This window comes from Anaeromonas frigoriresistens (genome assembly GCF_016820655.1).
Taxonomy (GTDB): Bacteria; Bacillota; Clostridia; order Tissierellales; family SIT17; genus Anaeromonas; species Anaeromonas frigoriresistens.
The window spans coordinates 29,071-53,188 of sequence record NZ_WSFT01000021.1 but is presented as its reverse complement, the minus strand read 5'-3'; the positions used below and the strand labels follow the sequence as shown (position 1 = coordinate 53,188).

General features: G+C 29.6%; 21 protein-coding genes and 1 riboswitch. Of the genes, 20 read left to right on the top strand and 1 reads right to left on the bottom strand.

Annotated features, from left to right (window positions below; all coding sequences use genetic code 11):
- Positions 1–267: 267 nt before the first annotated feature.
- The 5 genes from GOQ27_RS04725 (at position 268) to GOQ27_RS04705 (ending at position 6,019) form a co-directional block, all read left to right on the top strand.
- Positions 268–855, top strand: coding sequence for a hypothetical protein (locus GOQ27_RS04725; protein ID WP_203365680.1), 588 nt, complete (start codon positions 268–270; stop codon positions 853–855).
- A gap of 535 nt (positions 856–1,390) precedes the next feature.
- Positions 1,391–1,636 carry a (2Fe-2S) ferredoxin domain-containing protein gene (locus tag GOQ27_RS04720; protein ID WP_203365679.1) on the top strand — a complete coding sequence of 82 codons (246 nt, stop codon included), beginning with the start codon at positions 1,391–1,393 and terminating at the stop codon, positions 1,634–1,636.
- 2 nt (positions 1,637–1,638) lie between these two features.
- Positions 1,639–3,363 carry a [Fe-Fe] hydrogenase large subunit C-terminal domain-containing protein gene (locus GOQ27_RS04715; RefSeq protein WP_203365678.1) on the top strand — a complete coding sequence of 575 codons (1,725 nt, stop codon included), beginning with the start codon at positions 1,639–1,641 and terminating at the stop codon, positions 3,361–3,363.
- The gene (locus GOQ27_RS04710; protein WP_203365677.1) at positions 3,363–4,535 is read left to right on the top strand and encodes a SpoIIE family protein phosphatase; all 1,173 of its coding nucleotides are present in this window, start codon (positions 3,363–3,365) and stop codon (positions 4,533–4,535) included. Before GOQ27_RS04715 ends, GOQ27_RS04710 begins: the two co-directional genes overlap by 1 nt.
- 20 nt (positions 4,536–4,555) lie before the next feature.
- Positions 4,556–6,019, top strand: a complete 1,464-nt coding sequence (locus GOQ27_RS04705) for a 4Fe-4S dicluster domain-containing protein (protein ID WP_203365676.1) — start codon at positions 4,556–4,558, stop codon at positions 6,017–6,019.
- Positions 6,020–6,086: 67 nt separating this feature from the next.
- Here GOQ27_RS04705 and GOQ27_RS04700 read toward each other — a convergent pair whose 3' ends face one another.
- Positions 6,087–6,989, bottom strand: coding sequence for a peptidoglycan-binding protein (locus tag GOQ27_RS04700; protein ID WP_203365675.1), 903 nt, complete (start codon positions 6,987–6,989; stop codon positions 6,087–6,089).
- 7 nt (positions 6,990–6,996) lie between these two features.
- A riboswitch (cyclic di-AMP (ydaO/yuaA leader) is annotated at positions 6,997–7,128 on the bottom strand.
- 144 nt (positions 7,129–7,272) lie between these two features.
- Between GOQ27_RS04700 and GOQ27_RS04695 the strand changes: the two genes are divergently transcribed.
- The 15 genes from GOQ27_RS04695 to GOQ27_RS04625 all read left to right on the top strand — a co-directional run bounded on the left by GOQ27_RS04695 (position 7,273) and on the right by GOQ27_RS04625 (position 23,892).
- Entirely contained in the window at positions 7,273–7,497 is a 225-nt protein-coding gene (locus GOQ27_RS04695) for a DUF1450 domain-containing protein (RefSeq protein ID WP_203365674.1), read from the top strand.
- A gap of 128 nt (positions 7,498–7,625) precedes the next feature.
- Positions 7,626–8,351, top strand: a complete 726-nt coding sequence (locus GOQ27_RS04690) for a sulfite exporter TauE/SafE family protein (protein ID WP_203365750.1) — start codon at positions 7,626–7,628, stop codon at positions 8,349–8,351.
- 141 nt (positions 8,352–8,492) lie between these two features.
- Complete coding sequence (locus GOQ27_RS04685) at positions 8,493–9,665, top strand: dicarboxylate/amino acid:cation symporter (protein ID WP_203365673.1); 1,173 nt, start codon at positions 8,493–8,495, stop codon at positions 9,663–9,665.
- 167 nt (positions 9,666–9,832) lie between these two features.
- Positions 9,833–11,125: a sensor histidine kinase gene (locus GOQ27_RS04680; protein ID WP_203365672.1), complete on the top strand. Its 1,293-nt coding sequence runs from the start codon at positions 9,833–9,835 to the stop codon at positions 11,123–11,125.
- Positions 11,126–11,213: 88 nt separating this feature from the next.
- Positions 11,214–12,653, top strand: a complete 1,440-nt coding sequence (locus GOQ27_RS04675; protein ID WP_350445879.1) for an NAD-dependent succinate-semialdehyde dehydrogenase — start codon at positions 11,214–11,216, stop codon at positions 12,651–12,653.
- Between the two features lie 13 nt (positions 12,654–12,666).
- On the top strand, positions 12,667–13,173 hold the full coding sequence (locus GOQ27_RS04670; protein WP_203365671.1) for a flavin reductase family protein: 507 nt from the start codon (positions 12,667–12,669) through the stop codon (positions 13,171–13,173).
- Between the two features lie 128 nt (positions 13,174–13,301).
- Positions 13,302–13,730, top strand: a complete 429-nt coding sequence (locus tag GOQ27_RS04665; protein ID WP_203365670.1) for a hypothetical protein — start codon at positions 13,302–13,304, stop codon at positions 13,728–13,730.
- 157 nt (positions 13,731–13,887) lie between these two features.
- The gene (locus tag GOQ27_RS04660; RefSeq protein ID WP_203365669.1) at positions 13,888–14,643 is read left to right on the top strand and encodes a DUF975 family protein; all 756 of its coding nucleotides are present in this window, start codon (positions 13,888–13,890) and stop codon (positions 14,641–14,643) included.
- A gap of 185 nt (positions 14,644–14,828) precedes the next feature.
- Entirely contained in the window at positions 14,829–15,578 is a 750-nt protein-coding gene (locus tag GOQ27_RS04655) for an AlbA family DNA-binding domain-containing protein (protein ID WP_203365668.1), read from the top strand.
- 107 nt (positions 15,579–15,685) lie between these two features.
- Entirely contained in the window at positions 15,686–16,708 is a 1,023-nt protein-coding gene (locus GOQ27_RS04650; RefSeq protein WP_203365667.1) for a LacI family DNA-binding transcriptional regulator, read from the top strand.
- Positions 16,709–16,833: 125 nt separating this feature from the next.
- Positions 16,834–18,198 (top strand): ABC transporter substrate-binding protein, encoded by a 1,365-nt coding sequence (locus tag GOQ27_RS04645; RefSeq protein WP_203365666.1) that lies wholly within the window; start codon positions 16,834–16,836, stop codon positions 18,196–18,198.
- Positions 18,199–18,263: 65 nt separating this feature from the next.
- A complete protein-coding gene (locus GOQ27_RS04640) occupies positions 18,264–19,127 on the top strand; it encodes a carbohydrate ABC transporter permease (protein WP_203365665.1) in 864 nt (287 codons plus the stop codon).
- Positions 19,127–19,954, top strand: a complete 828-nt coding sequence (locus tag GOQ27_RS04635) for a carbohydrate ABC transporter permease (protein ID WP_203365664.1) — start codon at positions 19,127–19,129, stop codon at positions 19,952–19,954. Before GOQ27_RS04640 ends, GOQ27_RS04635 begins: the two co-directional genes overlap by 1 nt.
- Positions 19,955–20,032: 78 nt before the next feature.
- On the top strand, positions 20,033–21,508 hold the full coding sequence (gene malQ / locus GOQ27_RS04630) for a 4-alpha-glucanotransferase (protein WP_203365663.1): 1,476 nt from the start codon (positions 20,033–20,035) through the stop codon (positions 21,506–21,508).
- A gap of 5 nt (positions 21,509–21,513) precedes the next feature.
- Positions 21,514–23,892, top strand: coding sequence for a glycogen/starch/alpha-glucan phosphorylase (locus tag GOQ27_RS04625; RefSeq protein ID WP_203365662.1), 2,379 nt, complete (start codon positions 21,514–21,516; stop codon positions 23,890–23,892).
- Positions 23,893–24,118 lie beyond the last annotated feature (226 nt).

Genomic DNA, 24,118 nt, shown 5'->3' with positions numbered 1-24,118 from the left:
AAATTGCTAAGCAAAACATATAGTTAATACACATTAAAAATTGATTAGCGTTAAAATCAAACTTAAAAAGAGGTGAATAACTTATGATGGGATTTGGAATGATGGGTGGAGGATGGTGGTTATGGTTAGTTATTCATAAGTAAAAAAGTAGGACAACCTATTGATTAAAGAATTTATTATACTTTGAAATATATATTGATTGGCATAAATCTTGCTTTATATTAACTAGTAGAAAATATAATCATTTAAGAAATGGAGGAAGAAAGCATGAAAAAATTAATATATTTAGGGTTAGTAGTAATCCTAGTAGTTTTAATAGGATCTATAATGTTTAAAGGGAGATATAAAGAGGATAATGAAAAAGAAGTTAAAGGGGAATATGAACAAGGATCCTCCACTTCTACTAGAGCAAATAAGGGAGAGGATAATAGAGAGGATGAATCTAACTTAAGTCAAAACGAGAGAGAGAAGGACACTTATATAAGATATGATAGCCAGGGAAGTATAGGAGCTGGTATACTCTTTTTAAATCTAGTAGAAGAGAATAAAGAGAATCTTACCTTCGAATTAATGTTAAACACTCATTCAGTGAATTTAGATGATATTGATTATGCTAATTTAGTTAGCTTGACTACTGATAAAGAAATAGTTATATCAGATGGTTTTAGATGGGAGAAAACTGAAGGAGGTGGACACCATATTTCTGGATATCTAGAAATCCCTAGAAAATATGAAGGAACAAATATAATTGATGATTCTACTAAGTTTATTGAGATAGAAATTAGAGGTTTAGATAATATTGAATCTCGAAAATTTAGGTGGGAACAAGATGTATTAAAATTTTTTAACTATTAATTAACTTACCATCTCTGCCAAGAGCTCAATTCTATAAATAACGTTCGACTGATCATGTATACCTCTAGTAGGTATTCCCTTTGCATAAAGTTTTTATCATTATCCTGCTAACCAATAGAGTAGCTCTTTAACTAGATAATACATAATATATTGATCAACTTATGCTTCTGAAAATTATATTGTGGTGATTATTTGGTTCAAAAATTAGAATATGCTGAGAGGAACTTTATAATGCTATAAAATATCATAAAAATTTCTTTTATTAATAAAGCAAATCTTCATTTGATTAATATAGTTAATAATATAACAAAGTTTTCAGTGAATGAAAATTTAATAATATAGCAATAATTCTGTAAAATTAATGGCTTAATACAGTAAATATAATACAAATAATATATTAATAAATCTTAAACATATAATAGATCTCCACAAGATTGACTATAAAATAACAATATCATATACTAAGATAGAATAACAAATTATAAATTTTATTTAAAATATTAGAATGATATATTACATAAAAGGGGTTGATTGTTTGAAAACAATTAATGTATGTATAGGAAGTGCATGTCATTTAAAAGGGGCCTATAATGTAGTCAACAGCCTTCAAAAAATAGTTAAAGAGAAGGGACTAAAGGATGAAGTAACTGTAAAAGCTGCATTTTGTCTAGGGGAATGTACAAAGGCAGTTTCGGTAAAAGTTGATGATAAGCCTATAGTGTCGGTAAGTGATACTGAAGTTGAAGAATTTTTTAAAGAGTATATTTTAAGGGGGTTATAACCTTGAACTTCCTCAACTTTTCAAAGGCAAATTGTAAGAATTGTTATAAGTGTTTAAGATATTGTCCTGTTAAAGCCATTCAAATAAAAAATGAACAAGCTACAATTGTAGAGGAAAGATGTATTGGCTGTGGACAGTGTATGAGAATTTGTCCTCAAGAGGCAAGAAATATAAAAAGTGATTTATATGAAGTAAGAGATGCAATTACAGAGAATAAAAAAGTAATAGTTAGCATTGCACCATCTTTTAGCGGGGCATTTGACGTAGATAATGCTCTTAAAATTATTTCTGGATTAAGAGAATTAGGTTTTAAAGTGGTTGAAGAGACTGCAATAGGAGCTGATGTTGTAACTGATTTATATAGAAAGCATATAAAAGAAAATAATCTAAAAAATATAATCACAACTAGTTGTCCCTCATCTTGTTATTTAATAGAGAAATATTATCCGTCTATTATGAAATACATGATACCAATTGTATCACCTATGTTAGCTCACGGTAAAATATTAAAAAAACATTATGGCATGGACTCATTTGTTGTATTTATGGGACCTTGTACTGCAAAAAAGATTGAAGCATCAAATTTTCAACATAGTAGTGTCATAGATGCTGTATTAACTTTCGAAGAAATCTCTGAATGGTTTGAAAGAGAAAATATTGACTTAAATTCTTTAGAACCCTCTACACTGGATAATTTTACTACAGATGATGGAATATCTTATCCTCTGAAGGGAGGAGTTATACATAACTTATTACAGGGAGAATTAGAGAAAGAGTATTCACTGATCACTGTAGATGGAATCGATGAGTGTATAGAAGTATTTGATTCTTTAAAGAATAATACCTTAGATAGGGTTTGTATAGAAGCACATGTTTGTAAAGGGAGTTGTATTGGTGGACCTGCAATGCCAAAGGAACAAACAGACTTTTATAAAAGAAAATATAAAGTTAGAAATTATGTATCTCAAAGAAAAGAAAATATAGTAATATCTGATGGGAAAAAATATGATAATAAAGAATTTATAAAACGGTTTTTCGATAGATCAATAATAAATAATAAAATAAGTCAAGAGGATATTGAAAAAACCTTAAGAGATATGGGGAAGAATTCTAAGTTAGATGAGTTAAATTGTGGAGCATGTGGTTACGACACATGTAAAGATAAAGCTAGAGCAATAATTGAGGGTATGGCTGAAATGAATATGTGTTTACCTTATATGAGGAGTAAGGCAGAAAGTTTAAAAAATGTAATATTTGAAAAAAGTCCTAATGGCATAATGCTTATTGATGAAAACTTAAATGTTAAAGAATTTAATCCTGCAGCTGAAAAGTTATTTAATATACAATCTAGTTTTATTAAAGATAAACCTATATCTTTAATTATTGATGAAGAAATTTTTAATAATGTTCGTAGAACTAAAGAGGATATCATAAGACAGAAAGTATATTATGATGAGTATGGATTAGTTCTTATTCAAAATATCATGTATCTATCAGATCAAAATATAATATTAGCAATAATGATTGATGCAACAATAGAGGAATCTAATAAGAAAGAGCTACATAGAGTGAAAGAAAAAACTATAGATGCTGCCCAAAGTGTTATAGAGAAGCAAATGAGAGTTGCTCAAGAAATTGCCAGTCTATTAGGAGAAACTACGGCTGAAACTAAAATGATACTTACAAAATTAAAGAATATAACAAATGGAGAAATGGGTGATTTTTAATGAGTTATTTTATTGATGTAGCCTATGATCATTTAAATAAAAGAGATGAAGAATTATGTGGTGATAATGTAGAAATTATTAGAAATGAAGATAGTGTGATCATTGTTCTAGCAGATGGTTTAGGTAGTGGTGTAAAGGCAAATATTTTGGCAACTTTGACCACAAAGATTGCTGCTACTATGCTTAGAGAAGGAGCTAGTATTTATGAAACAGTAAAAACTATCAGTAATACTTTGCCAGTTTGCAATGTAAGAAAACTAGCATACTCCACATTCACTATAATAAAAGTAAAAAGTAATGGAAAGGTATATGTGGCTGAATATGATAATCCTCCATATTTTTTAGTTAAAAAGAAGAAAATAAATGAAACAAAGAAAATTAATATTGAAATAGAAGGAAAAGTTATAAAAGAAAGTAACTTTGAGTTAAATGAGGGAGATTTATTAACTATTGTAAGTGATGGAGTAGTACATGCAGGAGTAGGAGGAACGTTAAACCTAGGTTGGCAATGGGAAAATGTTGCTGAGTATTTAGAAGGTATATCTACCAATAAAAAAAGCTCTAAAAATATATCAAATGAATTATTAGGAGTATGTAATAATCTTTATGCAAATAGACCTGGAGATGATACAACAGTAGTTGCAGTAAAGGTAAGAAACCCTGAGATAATCAACTTATTCACAGGTCCACCAGAAGATAATAATATGGATAAGGAAGTTGTAATAAATTTAATGAGATCTAAAGGAAAAAAGATTGTATGTGGTGGTACAGCATCTAAAATTGTGGCCCGGGAGCTAGGTGCTGAATTAGAAGTTAATATGGACTCAATGGTAGTCGATGTTCCTCCTACAGCTACAATAAAAGGAATAGATTTAGCTACAGAAGGAGTTTTAACATTAAGTAAGACGGTAGAAAAAATAAAAGTATTTATTGATCCTAGTACAAATACAAATTCAAATATAATTTTTAATAATAAAGATGGGGCTTCCATATTAGTAGATCATTTATTAAATAATTGTACTCACTTAAATCTTTGGGTTGGAAAAGCTATCAATCCAGCACACCAAAATCCTGATTTACCTATTGATCTAAGTATAAAATTAAAAGTAGTAGATGAGTTAGTTATGTTAATGGAACGGTTAGGAAAAAAAGTCAAAGTTAATTACATATAAATAAGTGAGGTGTTCTCGGGATGCGAAGATTTGAAAATCATGTTCAGAAAATTAAATATGAAGTATTAAGAGAGATTTCTAGACTAGTTCTAGAAGGTACTCTTAAAGAAAAAAAACATTTAATTCCTGAAGTTATAGATAAAGGACCGGAGCCACGAACAAGGTGTTGTATACATAAAGAAAGAGCTATTACAGTTGAAAGAGTTAACTTAGCTATAGGAGATAATTATACAAGTAATAATGTGATACAAGTTTTAGATGAAGCATGTGATGAATGTCCAATAGATAGATTTGTAGTTACGGAAGCCTGTAGAGGGTGTCTTGCACATAGATGTACGGACGTTTGTCCTGTGGGAGCAATTACCTTTATAAATCATAGAGCATACATCAATCAACATAAGTGTATAGAGTGTGGGAAATGTAAAAATGTTTGTCCTTATAATGCAATTTCTGATGTGATGAGACCCTGTAGAAGAGCATGCAGAGCAGATGCTTTATCTATTAATGAAAAAAAGAAAGCTGTTATAGATGATGAAAAGTGCATTCAATGCGGGGCATGTGTGTACCAATGTCCATTTGGAGCAATAATGGACAAGTCTTATATTATTGACGCATTAGAATTATTAAAAGAATCAAGATTAGATAGCAATCTCAATGTATACGCAATTATTGCTCCTGCTATATCTAGTCAATTTACCTATGTTAAAATTGAACAGGTTATTACTGGTATAAAAAAACTAGGTTTTCACGATGTGGTAGAAGTAGCACTAGGTGCTGATATGGTAGCTTTACATGAAACTAAAGAATATGCAGAGTCCATAGAAGAAAAAAATGTAATAACTAGTTCATGTTGTCCTGCATTTGTTTCTTACATACAAAAAAATTATCCAGAAATTAAGGACAAGATATCTAGCACTGTATCACCAATGATAGCTATATCAAAATTAATTAAAAAAATAGATCCTAAGGGTAAAGTAGTATTTATAGGCCCATGTACAGCAAAAAAAATGGAGATTAAGCAGGAAAACTTTAGTGAGAGTACAGATTATGTTATTACGTTTGAGGAACTAGCAGCTATGATTGATGCAGCAGACATTAGGTTAGAAGAATGCGAGGAAGGACTATTAAATAATGCATCTTTCTTCGGACGTATATTTGCTCGATCAGGAGGTCTATCAGAAGCGATAAATCATATCATTGAAGAAGAAAATTTAGAGGTTGATTTTAGACCAATTAGATGTGATGGGCTTGATGAATGTGATAAAGCATTAAAAATGACTAAAGTAAATAGACTAAATGGTAATTTTATAGAGGGAATGGCCTGTAAAGGAGGCTGTATAGGAGGTGCTGCTTCCCTGACTCATGGACCAAAGGATAAAAATGAAGTAGATAAATATGGGAAATTAGCCTTAGAATCCAAAGTGAAAGATTCTCTTAGAATTTTTGACGTGGATGATATTGAATTTCATAGAAAATTTAGTTAAAAGACAGAATGAAATGAATAAAAAAGCTATGGCTTAAAAATTAAGCCATAGCTTTTTTAAAATTAAATTACTTATAAAATACATGGTCACCAATTCGAGCTACATAAGTTTTATTATTTTCAATCCATGTAGATGATGCTTTATCTGGATTGAAGAAATATGTTGAATCTCCTACAGGATTGCTATTATTTAAAGCTTCTTTAGCTGCCTGTACACTTTGTGGTGATGGCTCGTTATATATAGTCCCTGAAGCTACTGGACTAAATTGATGAATACCCTTATAATCTTCGAAAATAACACCTTTTATAGTGTTAGGAAAATCCTTTGAGTCTACTCTATTTACTATTACATTTCCTACAGCTACCTTACCTTTATAAGGTTCACCATTTGATTCAGCGTGGATAATTCTTGACAGCCAATATACATCATTTGAAGAATAGTTGCTCTCTGCAATGCTTGTACTATTTACTGATTGAGAAGAATATAGTTTACTCTGAGTTTCAGGGCCAGCTATCCCATCTATTAAAAGACTATTTGCCTTTTGAAAATTAATTACAGAAGTTTTAGTTCTATAACCAAATATTCCATCTATAGCACCTACAGAAAAACCTTTATTATTTAAAGCTTTTTGCAATTTAGTAATTTGACTACCTCTCATACCATATTTTAGTAGCTCTTTATTTGAACTATATAATTTAGATTGAGTATTTGGGCCAGCAATCCCATCTACTACTAGACTATTACTTTTTTGAAAGTTAGTAACAGCACTTCTAGTATTATAACCATATATACCATCAATAACACCTGAATTATAACCTTGTTCATTTAAAGCTTTCTGTAGATTAACAACTTCGCTACCTCTACTTCCAATGTTCAATAGGTTATAGTTTTCAGCAAATGCATTAGTAGTTAATATTGTTAGCAATAATAGTATTGCTATTATGGATATTGCAATATTAAATTTCTTCATCTTTATACACTCCTTCCTATAATTGCTTACGAAGTTAGCTGACGGGTTCGGGATAGAAGGTTCCCTACCAAAATATTTGGATTAACCCCTTAGTTGGTTCCTCCGCATCTATAAAAATAGATTTCAGCAAGTGTGGCTTGTTTACAGTATCAATATTATACAGAGTAAAAGACATTATGTCAACCAATCAAAGAATATACCATATATTACATATGTACATGAATGAATATCAATCTTTAGTGTAAGAATATATTTGATAACAATAAGTTGGAGGCGATTATATATGAATAAAGTTAAATTTTGTGAAAATAATTTTAAACATGGAAGTAAAGAAATAGCAGAAAGAGTTAAGAATTCCTTAGAAGATACTACAATCGAAGTACAACCATGTATAGGGTATTGTGTCGAATGTGCATTACAACCTATAGCTAAAATTAAGGAAGATATTATATTGGCAGAAGATAAAGAAGATTTGTATAATAAAATAAAATCTAAAACAAATAAATAATAATTAATTTAGTATTATAGAATAGTTGATTCAAGTAATTGGCTAGAATTTTTATAAAGGACTTTTCTATCCTTGGATGTTATAATAAATATTAGTTGAAATAAGGGGGAAAAGAAAAGTTGAGTGAAATGTTATTGATTTTAATTGGAATTATTATTATTTTTACTGCTGGAATGATACAAGGAATAACAAGTTTTGGATTTTCTTTATTGGCTGTACCTTTGTTAGGTATAATTATGCCATTAAAATTAATAGTTCCTATTTTAGTGATTTTTAGTCTTATAATGAATTCTATGATTTTATATAAGGTAAGAGAATATGTAAATTTAAAGAAGATAATTTTATTAATAATTTCGGCAATAATTGCAACTCCAATTGGTGCGAATATATTGATGAATTTTGATGAAAACTTATTGAAAATTGGAGTTGGAATTATAGTTACTATTTCTGCCATAGCCTTTTATCTAGGTTATAAAGTGAAATTTAAGAATGAAAAGTTAGCATATATACCAGTTGGAATTTTAAGTGGATTATTAAATGGAAGCGTAAGTTTAAGTGGACCTCCTGTGATTATATTTTTAACAAATCAAGGAGTAGGAAAGCAAATTTTCAGATCTGCTTTAACTGCATATTTTTGGATACTAAATATAATGACTATATTTACATTTATATATAAAGGACTAATAACAGAAGAGGTAATAAAGTACTCAGTATATTTGTTACCATCATTAATTATAGGAGTAACTCTAGGAATAAGATTAGGTGATAAAGTGAAAGAAGAAGTATTTGAAAAGCTTACAGTAGTATTAATAATATTTATGGGGATTTTATCTATTATATCAGGAGTTAGATAATAAAGAAGAATAAAAATCAAAGTGTTTTCTCTGTTTTGTTATTATTAAAGAAAAGTCTGTCGCACTATTGCATATATTCAGAAAATAAAGTAAAATAGTTATGAGAATTTTCTATAAAAAATACAAAAAGGGAGTGAGAAAATGCAAAAGAAGTTAGGTTTATTACCCAAACTGATAATTGGAATTATTTTAGGTATCATTATTGGACTTATATCAAAGCAAATTGAGATGTATGTAGTAGTAAGATTTTTAAGTACTTTTAGTAGTTTTTTTGGTAACTTTTTAAACTTTATTATTCCGTTTGTAATAATTGCCTTTGTGGCACCAGGTATTGCTGATTTAGGAAGAGGTGCAGGTAAATTATTAGGAATAACAGCTTTATTTGCCTATATATCAGCAGTTGTAGCAGGTATAATGGCATTCTTTATAGGATCAGCTATATTACCTCATGTAATTAAAGTTGGTGAATTAGCTAGCGGTGCAAGTGTTAATGTAGATCCATATTTTGAAATTACGATAGATCCTATGATGGGTGTAATGACAGCTTTAATCACTGCATTTATTTTAGGATTAGGAATGGCATATATTAAACAACAGAGATTATTTGGAGTACTTGAAGATTTCCAATCAATTATTCAAGGTGTAGTAAAGTACTTTTTAATTCCATTTATACCATTACACATAGCAGGTATATTTGCTAAAATTACAGCTACAGGGGAAATTTTTAATACTATAAAAACGTTCTCATCAGTATTTGCTATGATTATTATTCTTCAATTAAGCTATATTATTATTCAATATTTAATTGCATTCTTCTATACAGGGAAGAATCCTATAAAGAGTATCAAAAATATGCTTCCAGCTTATTTTACAGCTTTAGGTACTCAATCTTCAGCAGCAACAATCCCAGTAACAATTGAAAGTACTCGTAAAAATGAAGTTGAAGAAGATATAATTGATTTTGTTATACCTTTAGGAGCTACGATTCATCTTGCAGGAGATACTATAACACTAGTGCTTGCTTCTATGGGCGTTATGCTTATGCATGGAAATGAACCAACGTTAGCTGTAATGGTTCCGTTTATACTAATGTTAGGAGTAACTATGGTTGCAGCTCCAGGAATACCTGGAGGGGGAGTAATGGCAGCTTTAGGTCTTATAGAGACTATGTTAGGTTTCGGACCAGCAAAACAAGCATTAATGATAGCTTTACATTTTGCTCAAGATAGTTTTGGAACAGCAACGAATGTTACTGGAGACGGTGCAATTGCAATAATAATGGATAAAGTTGCAAAAAGGAAAGTAAATAAATAATATATAAAAAAGGTATTCATTAATGAATACCTTTTTTTTGTTAATATAAAGACAATAGACTAATAAAAATTTTTACCATTAATTTCTATACTAGGCAGGAATATTAAAAGAAAAATAGAAATGTATATAAGGGGTACCAATATTAATGTTAAAAAGGAGAAGTTAATATGGTAGAGATATGCAGAAATAGAGATAAGTTTGGAGTAGTATTATCTGAAATAATTAAGAAGTCTAATGAAATTTCGGATATAGAAGGTTTTTTAGATTTTGTTTTAGATATATTATTAGTTAATTTTGAAATTGATGGAGGTACTATTTATTTGTTTGAAGATTTCAGTGAGGATGATATAATTATTTCTAAAAATATTGACGAAAATGTTATTAAGTCACTTCCTTACTCTTTTAATGATGAAGATATCATAGTCAAAGAAGATTTTGATGTTTATGAAGTTGTTTCTAGTCTAGAGTACGAAGATTTATCTATAACAAGAATACCAATAATATCTAAAAGTAACATTATAGGATTTATACTATTAAAATGGGAACAGACATTTTTTGTTGATACTATGAAAAGAGAAGTATTAGATACAATTGGACAAAGTATTGGAATAGCTATAGACAAGGTTAAATTAGAAGAAAAGCTAAAAAAAGATAAGATATTATTAAAGGAAAGTCAAGACTATAATAAAAAAATATCAGAGTACTTTGCTAATTTATCCCATGAGTTGAGAACACCCTTAAACATATTGATTAATGTTTTTCCATTAATAGAGAAAGAAGTACAATCTAAGAAATTTATAAGAATTGCAAAACAGAACTCATATCGTTTATTGAGGTTAATTAATAATATAATCGATATATCAAAAATGGAGGCCAATTTTTTTGATATTGATTTAGGTAATTATAATATAGTAGAAATAGTAGAAGATATTACACAATCTATAGCTGAGTATGTAAAGATTAAAAATATTGAGATAGTATTTGATACAGATATTGAAGAAAAGATAATAGCTTGTGATCCCTATATGATAGAAAGAGTTATATTGAATTTATTGTCTAATTCAATTAAGAATATTCATGATGATGGTGAAGTTTATGTTAGTGTAAAGGATAAAGGTGACACTATAGATTTATCTGTTAAGGATAATGGAGGAGGTATACCAGAAGATAAGTTGGAAAAAATATTTGATCGGTTCACTCAAATTGACCACTCTTCACTAAAAGATATACAAAGTAGTGGAATAGGATTATCATTAGTGAAATCTATTGTGGAATTACATAATGGGAATATATTGGTAAATTCTAAAGTAGGTAAGGGGACAGAATTTATTATTAATATACCAGTACATACTATAAGTAAAAATAATGATGAAAATAAAAAAGTAGATATAGAGGATCAAAGAATCGAAAGAATAACCGTAGAGTTATCTGATATCTATGGCATAGATTATAATAATTAAAGGTGCTCTTTTATAGAGCACTTTTATAATAAGCGTATTATACTAGTATTAGCGTATAAATATAATAGATTAGAAAGGAGATGTTAGAGTGGAGTATAAATTGTTTATTAATGGAGAATGGAGAGAATCATCAAGTAATGAGTGGATAGATGTGAATAATCCTGCTAATGGAGATTTAATAGGAAAAATGGCAAAAGGAACTACCTCGGATACTTCAGATGCAATTGATGCTGCTCATAGGTCTTTTACATCTTGGTCAAAAACTCCGGGTAAAGATAGAAGTAGAATACTTCGAAAATGGTATGAACTAATAATTAAACACAAAGAAGATATAGCTAAAATAATGACTTCTGAACAAGGGAAGCCGATGAAGGAAGCTATAGGTGAAATAATATATGGAGCAGGGTTTGTAGAATGGTATGCTGAAGAAGCCAAAAGGATATATGGTGAAACAATACCATCTAATAGTAATAATAAGAGAATATTAGTTCATAAACAGCCAGTAGGAGTTATAGGGGCCATTACACCTTGGAATTTTCCTGCCGCAATGATAACAAGAAAAATAGCTCCTGCATTAGCAGCTGGATGTACAGCAATAGTTAAACCAGCATCAGCTACACCTTTAACAGCAGTTAAACTATTTGAATTATTAGAAGAGGCAGGATTACCTCAAGGAGTAGCTAATCTAATAGTAGGCTCAGCAAATGATATTGGAGAGGTTTTATTAAATGATGAAAGAGTAAGAAAAATAACCTTTACAGGATCAACTAAAGTAGGTAAAATGCTAATGGAAAAGTCATCGAAAACAGTAAAAAATATTTCTTTAGAGTTAGGAGGGCATGCGCCATTATTAATATTTGAAGATGCTGACCTAGACAAAGCTGTAGAAGGAACCATGTCTTCAAAATTTAGAAATGGAGGTCAAGTTTGTATTGCTACAAATAGAGTATATGTACAAGAGAGTATAAAAGAAAAGTATTTATCTAAATTAAAAGAAAAAGTAGGTATACTAACTGTTGGTAATGGGTTTGATAATGATACTGATATTGGTCCTATAATAGATAAAGAAGGTTATGATAAGATAAATATGCATATCAAGGATGCAATAGACAAAGGTGCTAGTATTGTTACCGGGGGAAATGGAAAGCATGAAGGTGATTGTAATGACTTTGGATACTTCTTTATACCTACAATCTTAGATAATGCCAATGAAGAGATGATAATGATGAATGAAGAAACCTTTGGACCCATTGTACCTGTAACTACATTTAAATACGAAGATGAAGCAATAAAACTAGCCAATGATACTAATTATGGACTAGCAGCCTATGTATTTACTGAAAACTTATCTAGAGGATTTAAAGTTACTGAAGCATTAGAATATGGAATAGTAGGGTTAAATGATGGAGCACCTTCCACACCTCAAGCCCCCTTTGGAGGATTCAAAGAAAGTGGAATAGGAAGAGAAGGTGGACATTTAGGAATAGAGGAATTTTTAGAAGTAAAATATATATCAATAGGATTATAGAAAGGGAGATAAGATGTATAGAAATATAAAATATAATGAGTACTCACAAGAAATGTTAGATCAACTTCCCAGGGGAGCATTCTTAACTACAAAGAATGAAGACAAATTAAATACTATGACAATAGGTTGGGGAAGTATAGGATTTATATGGAATAAACCTGTATTTATGGTTGCTGTAAGGTATTCAAGATATACTTATGAAATGCTTGAAAATGCAAAAGAATTTTCAGTTAGTGTTCCCTTAAAGGGTAATTTAAAAGAAGAATTAGGAATCTGTGGTACAAAATCAAGACGAGAAATTGATAAGTTTAAAGTATGTGAATTAACACCTAAGGAAAGTAAGATTATAGACACACCTATAATAGATGAATGTGAACTTCATTATGAATGTAAAGTAGTATATCAACAAACAATGGAGCCAGGAATGTTAAACAAAGAAATTAAAGATCAAAAATATCCGAATTATGACTATCATGTCCTATATTATGGAGAGATTGTAGCAAGTTATATTAAAGAATAAAAAGGAAATCACTTTTAAGTGATTTCCTTTTTATTCTTTAAATTTATTTAGATAGTGTAACGGTTAGGCTTAAATGACATATAGTATTATTGAATAAGTATGAATAATAGGATGGAGGTAAAAGATAAATGGATGACAATTATAATGTGAATATGAGTAACTTATTAAATAGAATGATACTAGGGGAAGAGAATGTAGATAGATATGATGAATTTTTAAAGGAGTATGGTCAGAAGTCAGATAAAGATTTATTTGATGAAATCAATAAAGTTCAACAAGAAGTTCCAAATGATATTAAACAAATTCATTTAAGAAATTTAGATAGATTATCAAGGATGGAAGGATTCATAGATAGTGATGTTAGAAAAAGAATTGATGGTGTTAAAGGATTAATTAAATTGGAAGAATCTAGTACTAGAAGATATAACAGTGGAAGTGCTCAATATTTTGGTGGGTCTAGTCTATTGCTGTGGTTTTTATTAGTGACAGCTATATTTAGAAGACCTTATTATAGACGAGGATATCGAAGAGGATACAGACGAGGATATTTTTATTAGATGAGAAAAGGTTATGAATTTTTACAATTCATAACCTTTTCTTTCTGAATAAGAAGGGAAAAGTATATACATTAAAGAATTATAATAGTATTAATATATTTGTATAATTTTATAATAAAAAAAATATATAAATATAGATGTTTTAGGAGGTATTAAAATGTGGACTAGAAAAGAGCTTAAGAATCGAGCGAAGGATGTACTAAGAAAATCCTATTGGAAAGCTTTTGTTGTGAGCTTAGTACTTGTTTTTATTGGTGGAAATCTTGGTAGTAGGAGCGGTGGAGCTTCAAGTTTTAGTGGGAGCAGAGATGGTATACAAAATTTTGGTGGAGACATAGGGTATTCGGCCTTACCAGTTATAATCTTTATCATGATTATTGTAGGATTATTTGCACTTACTATAGCAATGGGAATTCGCATATTTTTAGGATATCCATTAGAAGTAGGTGGTAAGAAATACTTTGTAAAGTCAGCTCAAGACGACATAAATATGAATAATTTAGGGTTTGCTTTTGAAAAAGGTATATATTTTGATGTTATTAAATCTATGTTGTGGAAAGGAATATTAAATTTTTTATGGTATTTACTATTGCTCATCCCTGGAATTATTAAAGCTTACTCTTATAGTATGGTTCCATATATACTAGGGGATAACCCTAATATTGGCTATAAAAGAGCATTGGATTTAAGTAAGAAAATGACTAGGGGACATAAATTTGACATGTTTGTACTAGACCTTTCATTTTTGGGATGGTATATTTTGGGATTAATTGCTTTAGGTATAGGTGTTTTATTTGTAATGCCATATGTATATGCAACTAAAGGTGAGTTATATATAGTGTTGCGAAAATATACATTGGCAAATAATCTATCTACCCATGAAGAGTTAAGGTTAAAAAAACCTTTAGATTGAGAAATGATATAATTTTTATATAATAAAATACTTGTAATAAAGATCTGGATTAGATTATTCAGATCTTTATTTGGGTAAAGGGAAGTTAAATATTTAATTGTATGATAAAAAATAGTGGAATAATAGAGGCTTTTATTAGATATTATTTATTAAGTCCTCTAAAATAAGAAGGAAGGACAAATCATATGGGAGCGAATAAAAGAAATATGGAATATAAAAATATATCAGATAGAGCTAAATATCTTTTAAATAGAGAAGAAGGATACGACGTAGACTTTAAACAAAGTTTAAGCGGTTTAGATAGTTCCGATTTTGTTGCTTTTGCTAATTCTGACAAAGGGGGAGCAATACTTATTGGAGTAAAGGAAGTGGAAATAAAAGGTCGTCAAAGAGGTCAAGTTGTAGGTTGTCCAGTAGGTGATACAGAAAAAATGAGTATATTAAGTAAAGCAGATAGTTGTATTCCACCAATAGAAGTGAAAGTATATATTGAAAACAGTGAAAAGACTCCTTTTTATAGAATAGAAATTCTTACTGGAAGGGAAAAGCCCTATTGTACATCTGGAGGAACATATAAAATTAGAGGAGATGGTAGAAATAATGCAATATTACCTAGAAAATTATTACAGATGTTTCTTCAATCTGAGAGTGAAATATTTATAAATAGATTTCAAATAGCTACAAAAGAATTTGAAAACCATCTTACTGACACTAAAAATAAAGTTAATACTGAAATGGATAATCTCTTGAAAAATGTAGAAATAATGCAAGTAAGTGTTGAAAATTCCTTAGATAGAGTATTTAAAAGCGCGGAGAATGCAGAATATATTTCTAATCAAGCAATGAGTTATTCAGATAAATCATTAAATCTAATCAAAAGTATAGATAAGAGAATAGAAGGTATAGAGAAGATATTAGAAAATACTAAAAAATAATTTTAACTCTTATCTTTATTTTTTGAATATTGTGTGTTAGAATATATTTAAAGTTGGAAACGTTACCAGTAACGTTTCTAATAATTAGTTTATAAAGAAGGTGCTTTATGATTAAAAGGAATCTAAATATCAAACATATAGCAAAAATATCAGGTTTTGGTGTTAGTACTGTTTCAAGAGTAATAAATAATCATCCGGATGTTTCAGATAAAACTAGGGAGAAAATATTAAAGGTTATTGAGGAGCATAATTATATCCCTAATAATAGTGCTAGAAACTTAAAGAAAACCGAAACTAACAATATTGGATTATTAGTAAAAGGTATATATAATCCTTTTTTCTCAGAAATAGTTCATACAATAGAAAATAGGCTAAATGATGCTGGTTACTCTATGATTATCCATTATAAGTATGACAACATAAATGATATTGGAGCAGCAATTCAATTCATAAAAGAAAAAAGATTAAAAGGTCTAATATATCTAGGGGGAGACTTTAACGATGAAGATGATGAACAATTAAGATATATCAAGACCCCTATAGTTATAACATCTCCAAATATTATTGAAGAAGCATATAGGAAAACCTTCTCAAGTATCGTAATAGAAAATGAGGAAGCTGCCTATAATGCAGTAGATTATCTTATTAAATTAGGTCATAGAAAAATTGCAACTATTGTTACCGAGTTAAAAGAAAAGAGTATTGGTGAATTGAGGTTAGATGGTTATAAGAAAGCATTAGAAGATAATAACATTTCTTATAATGAAGAGTATGTAAGAGTTGGAGAATTTACTTTTGAATCTGCCTATAATGAGATGAATGATTTACTAGATAAAAATAAAGAAATTACAGCAGTATTCGCAATATCTGATATTATGGCAATTGGTGCTGCTAAAGCAATATTATCTAGGGGGTTAAGAATTCCAGAAGATATATCAGTTATAGGTTTTGATGGTATAGAGTATTCTCGATATTTTCATCCTTCTTTAGCAACTATAGAGCAACCAAAGGAGGAATTTGGACATAAGAGTATAGATATATTATTTAAATTAATTGATGGGAAAATTGACCATCAACATATAATATTAGATACGAAATTATTAAAAAGAGAATCTTGTAGACAAATTTAATTATTAAACTACATTTTTGTGAAAATTTATTCTAGATATTAATTCTTAGTTATTTTTCTTTTTTATTAACGATTAATAACTGGATAATATAAATTAAATTTAAATAATTTTAAGGGGGATTTAATGTGAAGAGATCAAAAAAAGTATTAGCATTAGCAGTTATCTTTTTGTTAGTTTCAACAATGTTTTTAGGAGCATGTTCTAATGATACAGCTGATGATACTAAAGAACCTCAAACTGACGAGAATTCAGAAGGCACAGGAGACGAATTAGCAGAGGCAGAAGTAGATATATTCCAATTTAAAGTAGAAATTGCAGAAAAATTACAAGAAGCTGCGAGAGAATTTGAAGCTGAGAACCCAAATGTTAAAGTTAACATAGAAACAGTTGGTGGTGGAGACGACTATGGTGCTGCATTAAGAGCTAAATTTCAATCTGGTCAAGAACCTGATATATACAACGTAGGTGGACCACAGGATGTTGAGGATTGGATGTCAAAATTAGAAGATCTTTCAGATGAACCGTGGGTAGATCAAGCATTAGATGGAGTTTTATCTGGAGTAACTGTTGAAGACAAGGTTTATGCATTACCTTTCGCAATTGAAGGATATGGATTTATCTATAATAAAGCTATATTTGAAGATGCAGGTATTGATGTAGCAGATATAAAAGATTATTCAAGTTTAGAATCTGCAGTTAAAGAATTAGATAGCAAAATAAAAGCAGGAGATTTAGAAGATGACTATCCCTTACTTGAAGCTGTGTTCTCTTATCCTGCAAAAGAAACTTGGGTAACTGGTTTACACACTTCTAATGTAGCATTAAGTCAAGAATTTGATAGTTCATTAGATTCATTTGATGCTGATAAAGTAGCTTTTGAGCATGGGGACGGATTAAAAGCTTTAATTGATTTACAAGCTGACTATTCTCCATATGCTGATTCAAAAGCAAAATTAAATGCAGTAGATTATGCAACACAAGTTGATGAAGGTATAGCTTTAGAGAGAGTAGCTATAATTCAACAAGGTAACTGGATATATGGTGGAGTAAATGATATAGATGAGAATGTAGCACAAAAACTTGATATATTACCAATGCCTATTGCAGGAGCAAAGGAAGATTCAATTCCAGTAGGAGTACCTATGTATTGGACAGTTAATAAAAACAGTGAAGATGCTGATAAGGCAGCTTCTAAAGCTTTCTTAAACTGGTTATACACTTCAGAAAAAGGTAAGGAATATGTTGTTAATGAGTTCTTCTTTATACCACCTTTAAAAGGATATGATAATTTAGAACCTAAAGACTCATTAGGTCAAGCAGTTAAGAGATATGCTGAAGCAGGAAAAACTACTCCATGGGTATTTATGGGTTATCCAACAGGATGGGGTATGGATGCTTTAGGTGTTGAAATTCAAAAATACTTTGCTGGAGAAGTTACATGGGAAGAATTAATATCTAATTCTCAAGCAAAATGGGAAGAAATGAGATAATAATGAAATAATCATTGAGGAGAGATTTTTATCTCTCCTCAAATTTTCTATAAAGGAGGTCCATAATGAATAATTATAAAAAATGGTTTCCTATATTTGTCGGGCCTATTCTATTAGCTTTTTTAATGGTAGTTATTATACCTATGATAGTAGGTATTTACTTCTCATTTACAGATTGGAATGGTATAACTAATACTCCAAACTGGGTAGGTATAGAAAACTATATAAAAGCTTTTTCTGACGAAAAATTTGGAGATGCATTTAAATTTACAGCTTCATTTGCAGTAGTATCAGTTTTCACTATAAATATCATTGGCTTCGGACTAGCTTTATTAGTTACAAAGAAAATGAAAATAAGTAATTTTCTAAGAAGTATATTCTTTATGCCTAATCTTATAGGTGGAATTATTTTAGGTTTTGTTTGGCAATTCATATTTACTAAAGGTTTTGCTTCATTAGGATCTATATTTGGATGGAGTTTTCTGGAAGGGTGGCTATCAACAACTGCTACTGGATTCTGGGGGTTAGTGATATTGATGAGTTGGCAAATGTCAGGATATATGATGATCATATATATTGCAGCTATTCAAAGTATTCCAGATTCTTTAATAGAGGCATCCCAGATAGATGGAGCTAATGGCTTACAAAAATTACGACATATTATATTACCGTTAGTGGCACCAGCCTTCACTGTAGGTATATTTTTGTCTTTATCAAATTCTTTTAAGTTGTTTGATCAGAATTTAGCATTAACTGGGGGAGGTCCCTATGACTCTACACAAATGCTAGCATTAAATATATATAAAACAGCCTTCACAATGAATAAACTAGGATTAGCTCAAGCAAAAGCTGTAGTTTTCCTTTTAGCAGTAGCAGTTATAACCGTTACCCAATTATACTATAGCAAAAAAAGGGAGGTTGAAATGTAATGGTAGAGGAAAAAAAGAAAAAAATTATAACTCCAGCTCTTGGATTAACATTAGCAGCAATATTCATATTGCCATTATATATAATATTAACAAATTCATTTAAAACCCAGAAGGGAATATTTATGAATGTAATGGGACTTCCCTTTGGAGAATTTTTCACTTTAGAGAATTATCCAGAAGCCTTTGAACAATTAGATTTCATAAGGTCATTTTTCAATTCATTGTTCATCACAGTAGGAAGCACATTAGTTATAATAATATTTGCCTCAATGGCAGCTTGGATGCTTGTAAGAACAAAGACAAAAGTAAGTGCATTCTTATTTTTTCTATTTGCAGTAGCAATGCTTATACCTTTTCAAGCAGTAATGCTTCCGCTAGTGAATTTAATGGGAAGAATAGGATTTTTAAATCCTTTAGGTTTGATATTTATGTATTTAGGATTGGGGTCTAGTTTATCAATTATTTTGTATCATGGATTTATTAAGAATATTCCAGTTGAATTGGAAGAAGCAGCAATTATAGACGGGTGTAATACATTCCAGATATTTTGGTATATAATTTTTCCATTATTAAAACCAATCACAGTGACTGTAAGTATTTTAAATGTAATGTGGATATGGAATGACTTCCTATTACCTCAACTAGTTATTAATAGACCAGAGTGGCAAACAATACCGTTAAAAATGTTCTACTTCTTTGGACAGTATTCTAAAAAATGGCACTTAGCATTAGCTGGATTAGTTATATCAATGGTACCAATAGTAATATTCTATATATTTGCTCAAAAACACATTATTAAAGGAATAACAGATGGATCAATTAAATAGTTAATAATGTTTAAATTGAAAACAAATCAATTACTTTAAATTGATTATTATAAATTATAAAAAAAGAGGAGAAGTATTATGGCAGAAAGAAGCAGTGGTATACTCATGCATATTACATCTATTCCAAGTCCCTACGGAATAGGAACTTTTGGAATAGAAGCATATAATTTCGTAGATTTTTTAGAGAAATCAGGCCAAAAATATTGGCAAATATTACCTGTAGGACCTACTAGCTATGGAGATTCTCCTTATATGTCATTTTCATCTTTCGCAGGAAATCCATATTTTATTGACTTAGACTTATTAGCAGAAGATGGATTATTATCAATAGAAGATTACAAAAATATAGACTTTGGTGATGATAATAAAGTAGATTATGGTAAGATTTTTGTAAACAAAATGCCAGTATTAAAAGTAGCTTATGAAAATGGTAAAAATAAATATAAAGAGCAGATATTAAAATTCAAAGAGGATAATAAAGAATGGTTGGAGGATTATTCTCTATATATGGCTGTGAAAAATGAATTTGGGTTAAAACCGTGGCATGAATGGGATGAAGATATAAAACTAAGAGAGGAAAGTGCACTTAAAAAATACAAAGAAAAATTAAAATATGAAATTGAATATTGGAATTTTCTTCAATACTTGTTTTTTCAACAGTGGATAAATTTAAAAACTTATGCAAATGAAAAGGGAATAAAAATAATAGGAGACATCCCAATCTATGTAGCCAATGATAGTGCAGATACATGGGCTAACAATGAAATCTTTTTATTAGATGAAAGAAATTCTCCTACTAAAGTAGCTGGATGTCCTCCAGATGCTTTTTCAAGTACAGGTCAATTATGGGGAAATCCCTTATATAATTGGGAAGTATTAGAGAAAAGGGGATTTGACTGGTGGATTGAAAGGATAGGAGGAAATATAAAACTATATGATGTGATAAGAATTGATCATTTTAGAGGATTTGAATCCTTTTGGTCTATACCCTATGGGGATAAAACAGCAGAGAACGGTAAATGGGTTAAGGGACCTGGTATGAAATTATTTAATGCAATTAGAAAAGAAATAGGAGAAGTTAATATTATTGCAGAGGATTTAGGTTTTTTAACTGAAGATACAATTCAACTAAGAGAAGATTCAGGCTATCCTGGGATGAAAGTATTACAATTTGCTTTTGATCCAAGGGAAGAGAGTGACTATTTACCTCATAATTATAATAAAAATTGTGTAGTTTATACTGGTACTCATGATAATGATACTATCAATGGATGGTTAGAAACGGTGGATAAGACCGATTTAAATTTAGCAATTAATTACTTGAAATTGACGGAAGAGGAAGGTTATAACTGGGGATTTATTAGAGGTGCTTGGAGTTCTGTAGGGGATTTAGCCATAGCACAAATGCAAGATTTTCTAGGATTAGGATCTGAAGCTAGAATGAATATCCCATCAACTCTTGGAGGTAACTGGCAATGGAGAGTGAAAAAAGAAAAACTAACTGATGATTTAGCGAATAGAATATACGATATGACTATGCTTTATGGGAGGTAGAGAATATGTTTAATAAAGTTGATTTTAAGGAAGACATATTAAAAATCTTAAAAATTCATTTTGGGAAAAGTCTTGATAATTCATTAAGTAATGAAAAATATTATGCAGTTTCTAAAGCTATAATGAATTTAATTACAGATAATTGGATTAAAACAGATATAAAGTATAAAGAAGGAAAAGAAGCCTATTACTTTTCTGCTGAGTATCTAATGGGTAGAGCTTTAGGAAATAATTTAATTAATTTAGGTTTATATGAAGATGTTAAAGAAGTATTGAATGAGTTAGAAATAGATATAAACAATATTGAAAACTTAGAAGAGGATGCAGGTTTAGGTAATGGAGGGTTAGGTAGATTAGCAGCATGTTTTATGGATTCTAGTGCTACATTAAGTTTACCTGTGACAGGATATGGATTAAGATATAATTATGGAATTTTTAAACAAGAGTTTAAAAATGGATTTCAAGTGGAAAAGGCAGATAACTGGTTAAAGCATGGTGATCCTTGGTCTGTTAAAAGAGAAGAAGATACAGTTATAGTTGATTTTAGTGATAGTAAAGTTAAAGCTGTACCTTATGATACTCCGATAATAGGATATGGAACAAACAATGTTAATACCTTAAGGTTATGGCAAGCAGAACCAATTATGGAGTTTGATTTTACTTTATTTAATGAACAAGAATATGATAAATCAGTTAAAGAAAAGAACAGAGCTGAGGATATAACAAGAGTTCTGTACCCAAATGATTCAAAGGAAGAAGGTAAAATATTAAGACTAAAACAACAATATTTATTAGCTTCTGCTTCATTACAGGATTTAATTAGAGAGTTTAAATTAAGAAACATTGATTTTTCTGAATTTCCAAAGTATCATGCAATACAGTTAAATGATACTCATCCTGTAGTAGCAATTCCAGAATTAATGAGATTACTTATAGATGGTGAAGGGCTAGATTGGAGTAAAGCTTGGGAAATAACTCAGAAGACATTTGCATATACAAACCATACTATATTATCAGAAGCATTGGAAAAATGGTATGTACCGTTGTTTAAAAAAGTTCTTCCTAGAATATATGAAATTATTACTCTCATAGATGAGAGATTTGTTGAAGAATTGAAATCAAAAAATATTAAAGAAGATAAAATAGAAGAAATGAGAATTATATCGAATGAATTGATTCATATGGCATGGTTAGCTATCCATGGAACTTATACTACTAATGGTGTAGCTCAGTTACACACAGACATATTAAAAAATCAAGAATTAAATGATTGGTATAAACTATATCCTAATAGATTCCAAAATAAAACTAATGGTATAACTCCTAGAAGGTGGATTGCATTAGCAAATAAAGAGCTTACAGATTTTATTGCGGAGCTGCTAGGACAAGAAGATTGGCTAACTGATTTAAGTATGCTAAAAGAATTAGAAAAATATAGTGATGATGAAGAAATTCTAAATAAATTCTTAGGTATTAAGAGAGAAAAGAAAGAACAATTAGCAAGATATATAAAGGAAGAAGAAGGTATAGATATCAATATAGATTCAATATTTGATATACAGATTAAAAGGCTTCATGAATATAAAAGACAATTATTAAATGCATTCCATATTTTAGACTTATATTATAGAATTAAAGAAAATCCTAATATGGACTTTGTTCCAAAAACATTCATATTTGGTGCAAAAGCTGCTCCAGGATACTTTAGAGCAAAGGGAATAATAAAATATATCAATGAAATAGCGAAGTTGATAAATAATGATCCTAAAGTAAATGAGAAAATTAAAGTTGTATTTGTTCATAACTATAGAGTTTCTTATGCTGAAAAACTGTTCCCAGCAGCTGATGTATCTGAGCAAATATCTACTGCAGGAAAAGAAGCTTCAGGAACTGGAAATATGAAATTCATGCTTAACGGTACTCCAACATTAGGAACATATGATGGAGCTAATGTGGAAATAGTAGAAGAAGCAGGAGAAGATAATAACTTTATATTTGGAGCTAGAGTAGAAGAAATTGAAGAAATGAAAAAGAATAATAGTTATGATCCTGAAAAATACTATGAAAATATAAAAGGATTAAAACGAGTAGTAGATACTTTAATAGATGGTACTTTTGATGACGAAGGAACAGGTATGTTTGAAGAACTATACGATGCATTATTAAAAGGAGCTAGCTGGCATGAACCAGATCATTATTTCATATTTAGAGATTTTGATGATTATAGAAAGTCCCATGAAGAAGTAAGTAATGCATATAAAGATAAATTAGTATGGGCGAAAAAGTGTTGGATTAATATGGCAAATGCTGGCAAATTTAATAGTGATAGAACAATAAGACAGTACGCTGAGGAAATATGGAGTATTAATTCTAAGAGAATATAAGAATTAATCACATAAATTACTGAAAAAAATATAATAATATTAAGATATTAATTTAAAAGTATTGCATAATTAAATAATTATGTATATAATATGTCTATAATAAAATATTGACAGGGCAAAGGCGTCCAAAACATAAGGGAATTAATCCCTTTTGTTGGGGACGCTATTTTATTGTCTAATTATTAAATATTATTGTAAAGTGTTTAGAACGTTCCATAAGAGATAT

Coding starts and splice junctions, on each gene's coding strand:
- GOQ27_RS04725 (WP_203365680.1), top strand. CDS start 268: ATGAAAAAATTAATATATTTAGGGTTAGTAGTAATCCTAGTAGTTTTA.
- GOQ27_RS04710 (WP_203365677.1), top strand. CDS start 3,363: ATGAGTTATTTTATTGATGTAGCCTATGATCATTTAAATAAAAGAGAT.
- GOQ27_RS04705 (WP_203365676.1), top strand. CDS start 4,556: ATGCGAAGATTTGAAAATCATGTTCAGAAAATTAAATATGAAGTATTA.
- GOQ27_RS04700 (WP_203365675.1), bottom strand. CDS start 6,989: ATGAAGAAATTTAATATTGCAATATCCATAATAGCAATACTATTATTG.
- GOQ27_RS04695 (WP_203365674.1), top strand. CDS start 7,273: ATGAATAAAGTTAAATTTTGTGAAAATAATTTTAAACATGGAAGTAAA.
- GOQ27_RS04690 (WP_203365750.1), top strand. CDS start 7,626: ATGTTATTGATTTTAATTGGAATTATTATTATTTTTACTGCTGGAATG.
- GOQ27_RS04685 (WP_203365673.1), top strand. CDS start 8,493: ATGCAAAAGAAGTTAGGTTTATTACCCAAACTGATAATTGGAATTATT.
- GOQ27_RS04680 (WP_203365672.1), top strand. CDS start 9,833: ATGGTAGAGATATGCAGAAATAGAGATAAGTTTGGAGTAGTATTATCT.
- GOQ27_RS04670 (WP_203365671.1), top strand. CDS start 12,667: ATGTATAGAAATATAAAATATAATGAGTACTCACAAGAAATGTTAGAT.
- GOQ27_RS04665 (WP_203365670.1), top strand. CDS start 13,302: ATGGATGACAATTATAATGTGAATATGAGTAACTTATTAAATAGAATG.
- GOQ27_RS04660 (WP_203365669.1), top strand. CDS start 13,888: ATGTGGACTAGAAAAGAGCTTAAGAATCGAGCGAAGGATGTACTAAGA.
- GOQ27_RS04655 (WP_203365668.1), top strand. CDS start 14,829: ATGGGAGCGAATAAAAGAAATATGGAATATAAAAATATATCAGATAGA.
- GOQ27_RS04650 (WP_203365667.1), top strand. CDS start 15,686: ATGATTAAAAGGAATCTAAATATCAAACATATAGCAAAAATATCAGGT.
- GOQ27_RS04640 (WP_203365665.1), top strand. CDS start 18,264: ATGAATAATTATAAAAAATGGTTTCCTATATTTGTCGGGCCTATTCTA.
- GOQ27_RS04635 (WP_203365664.1), top strand. CDS start 19,127: ATGGTAGAGGAAAAAAAGAAAAAAATTATAACTCCAGCTCTTGGATTA.
- malQ (WP_203365663.1), top strand. CDS start 20,033: ATGGCAGAAAGAAGCAGTGGTATACTCATGCATATTACATCTATTCCA.
- GOQ27_RS04625 (WP_203365662.1), top strand. CDS start 21,514: ATGTTTAATAAAGTTGATTTTAAGGAAGACATATTAAAAATCTTAAAA.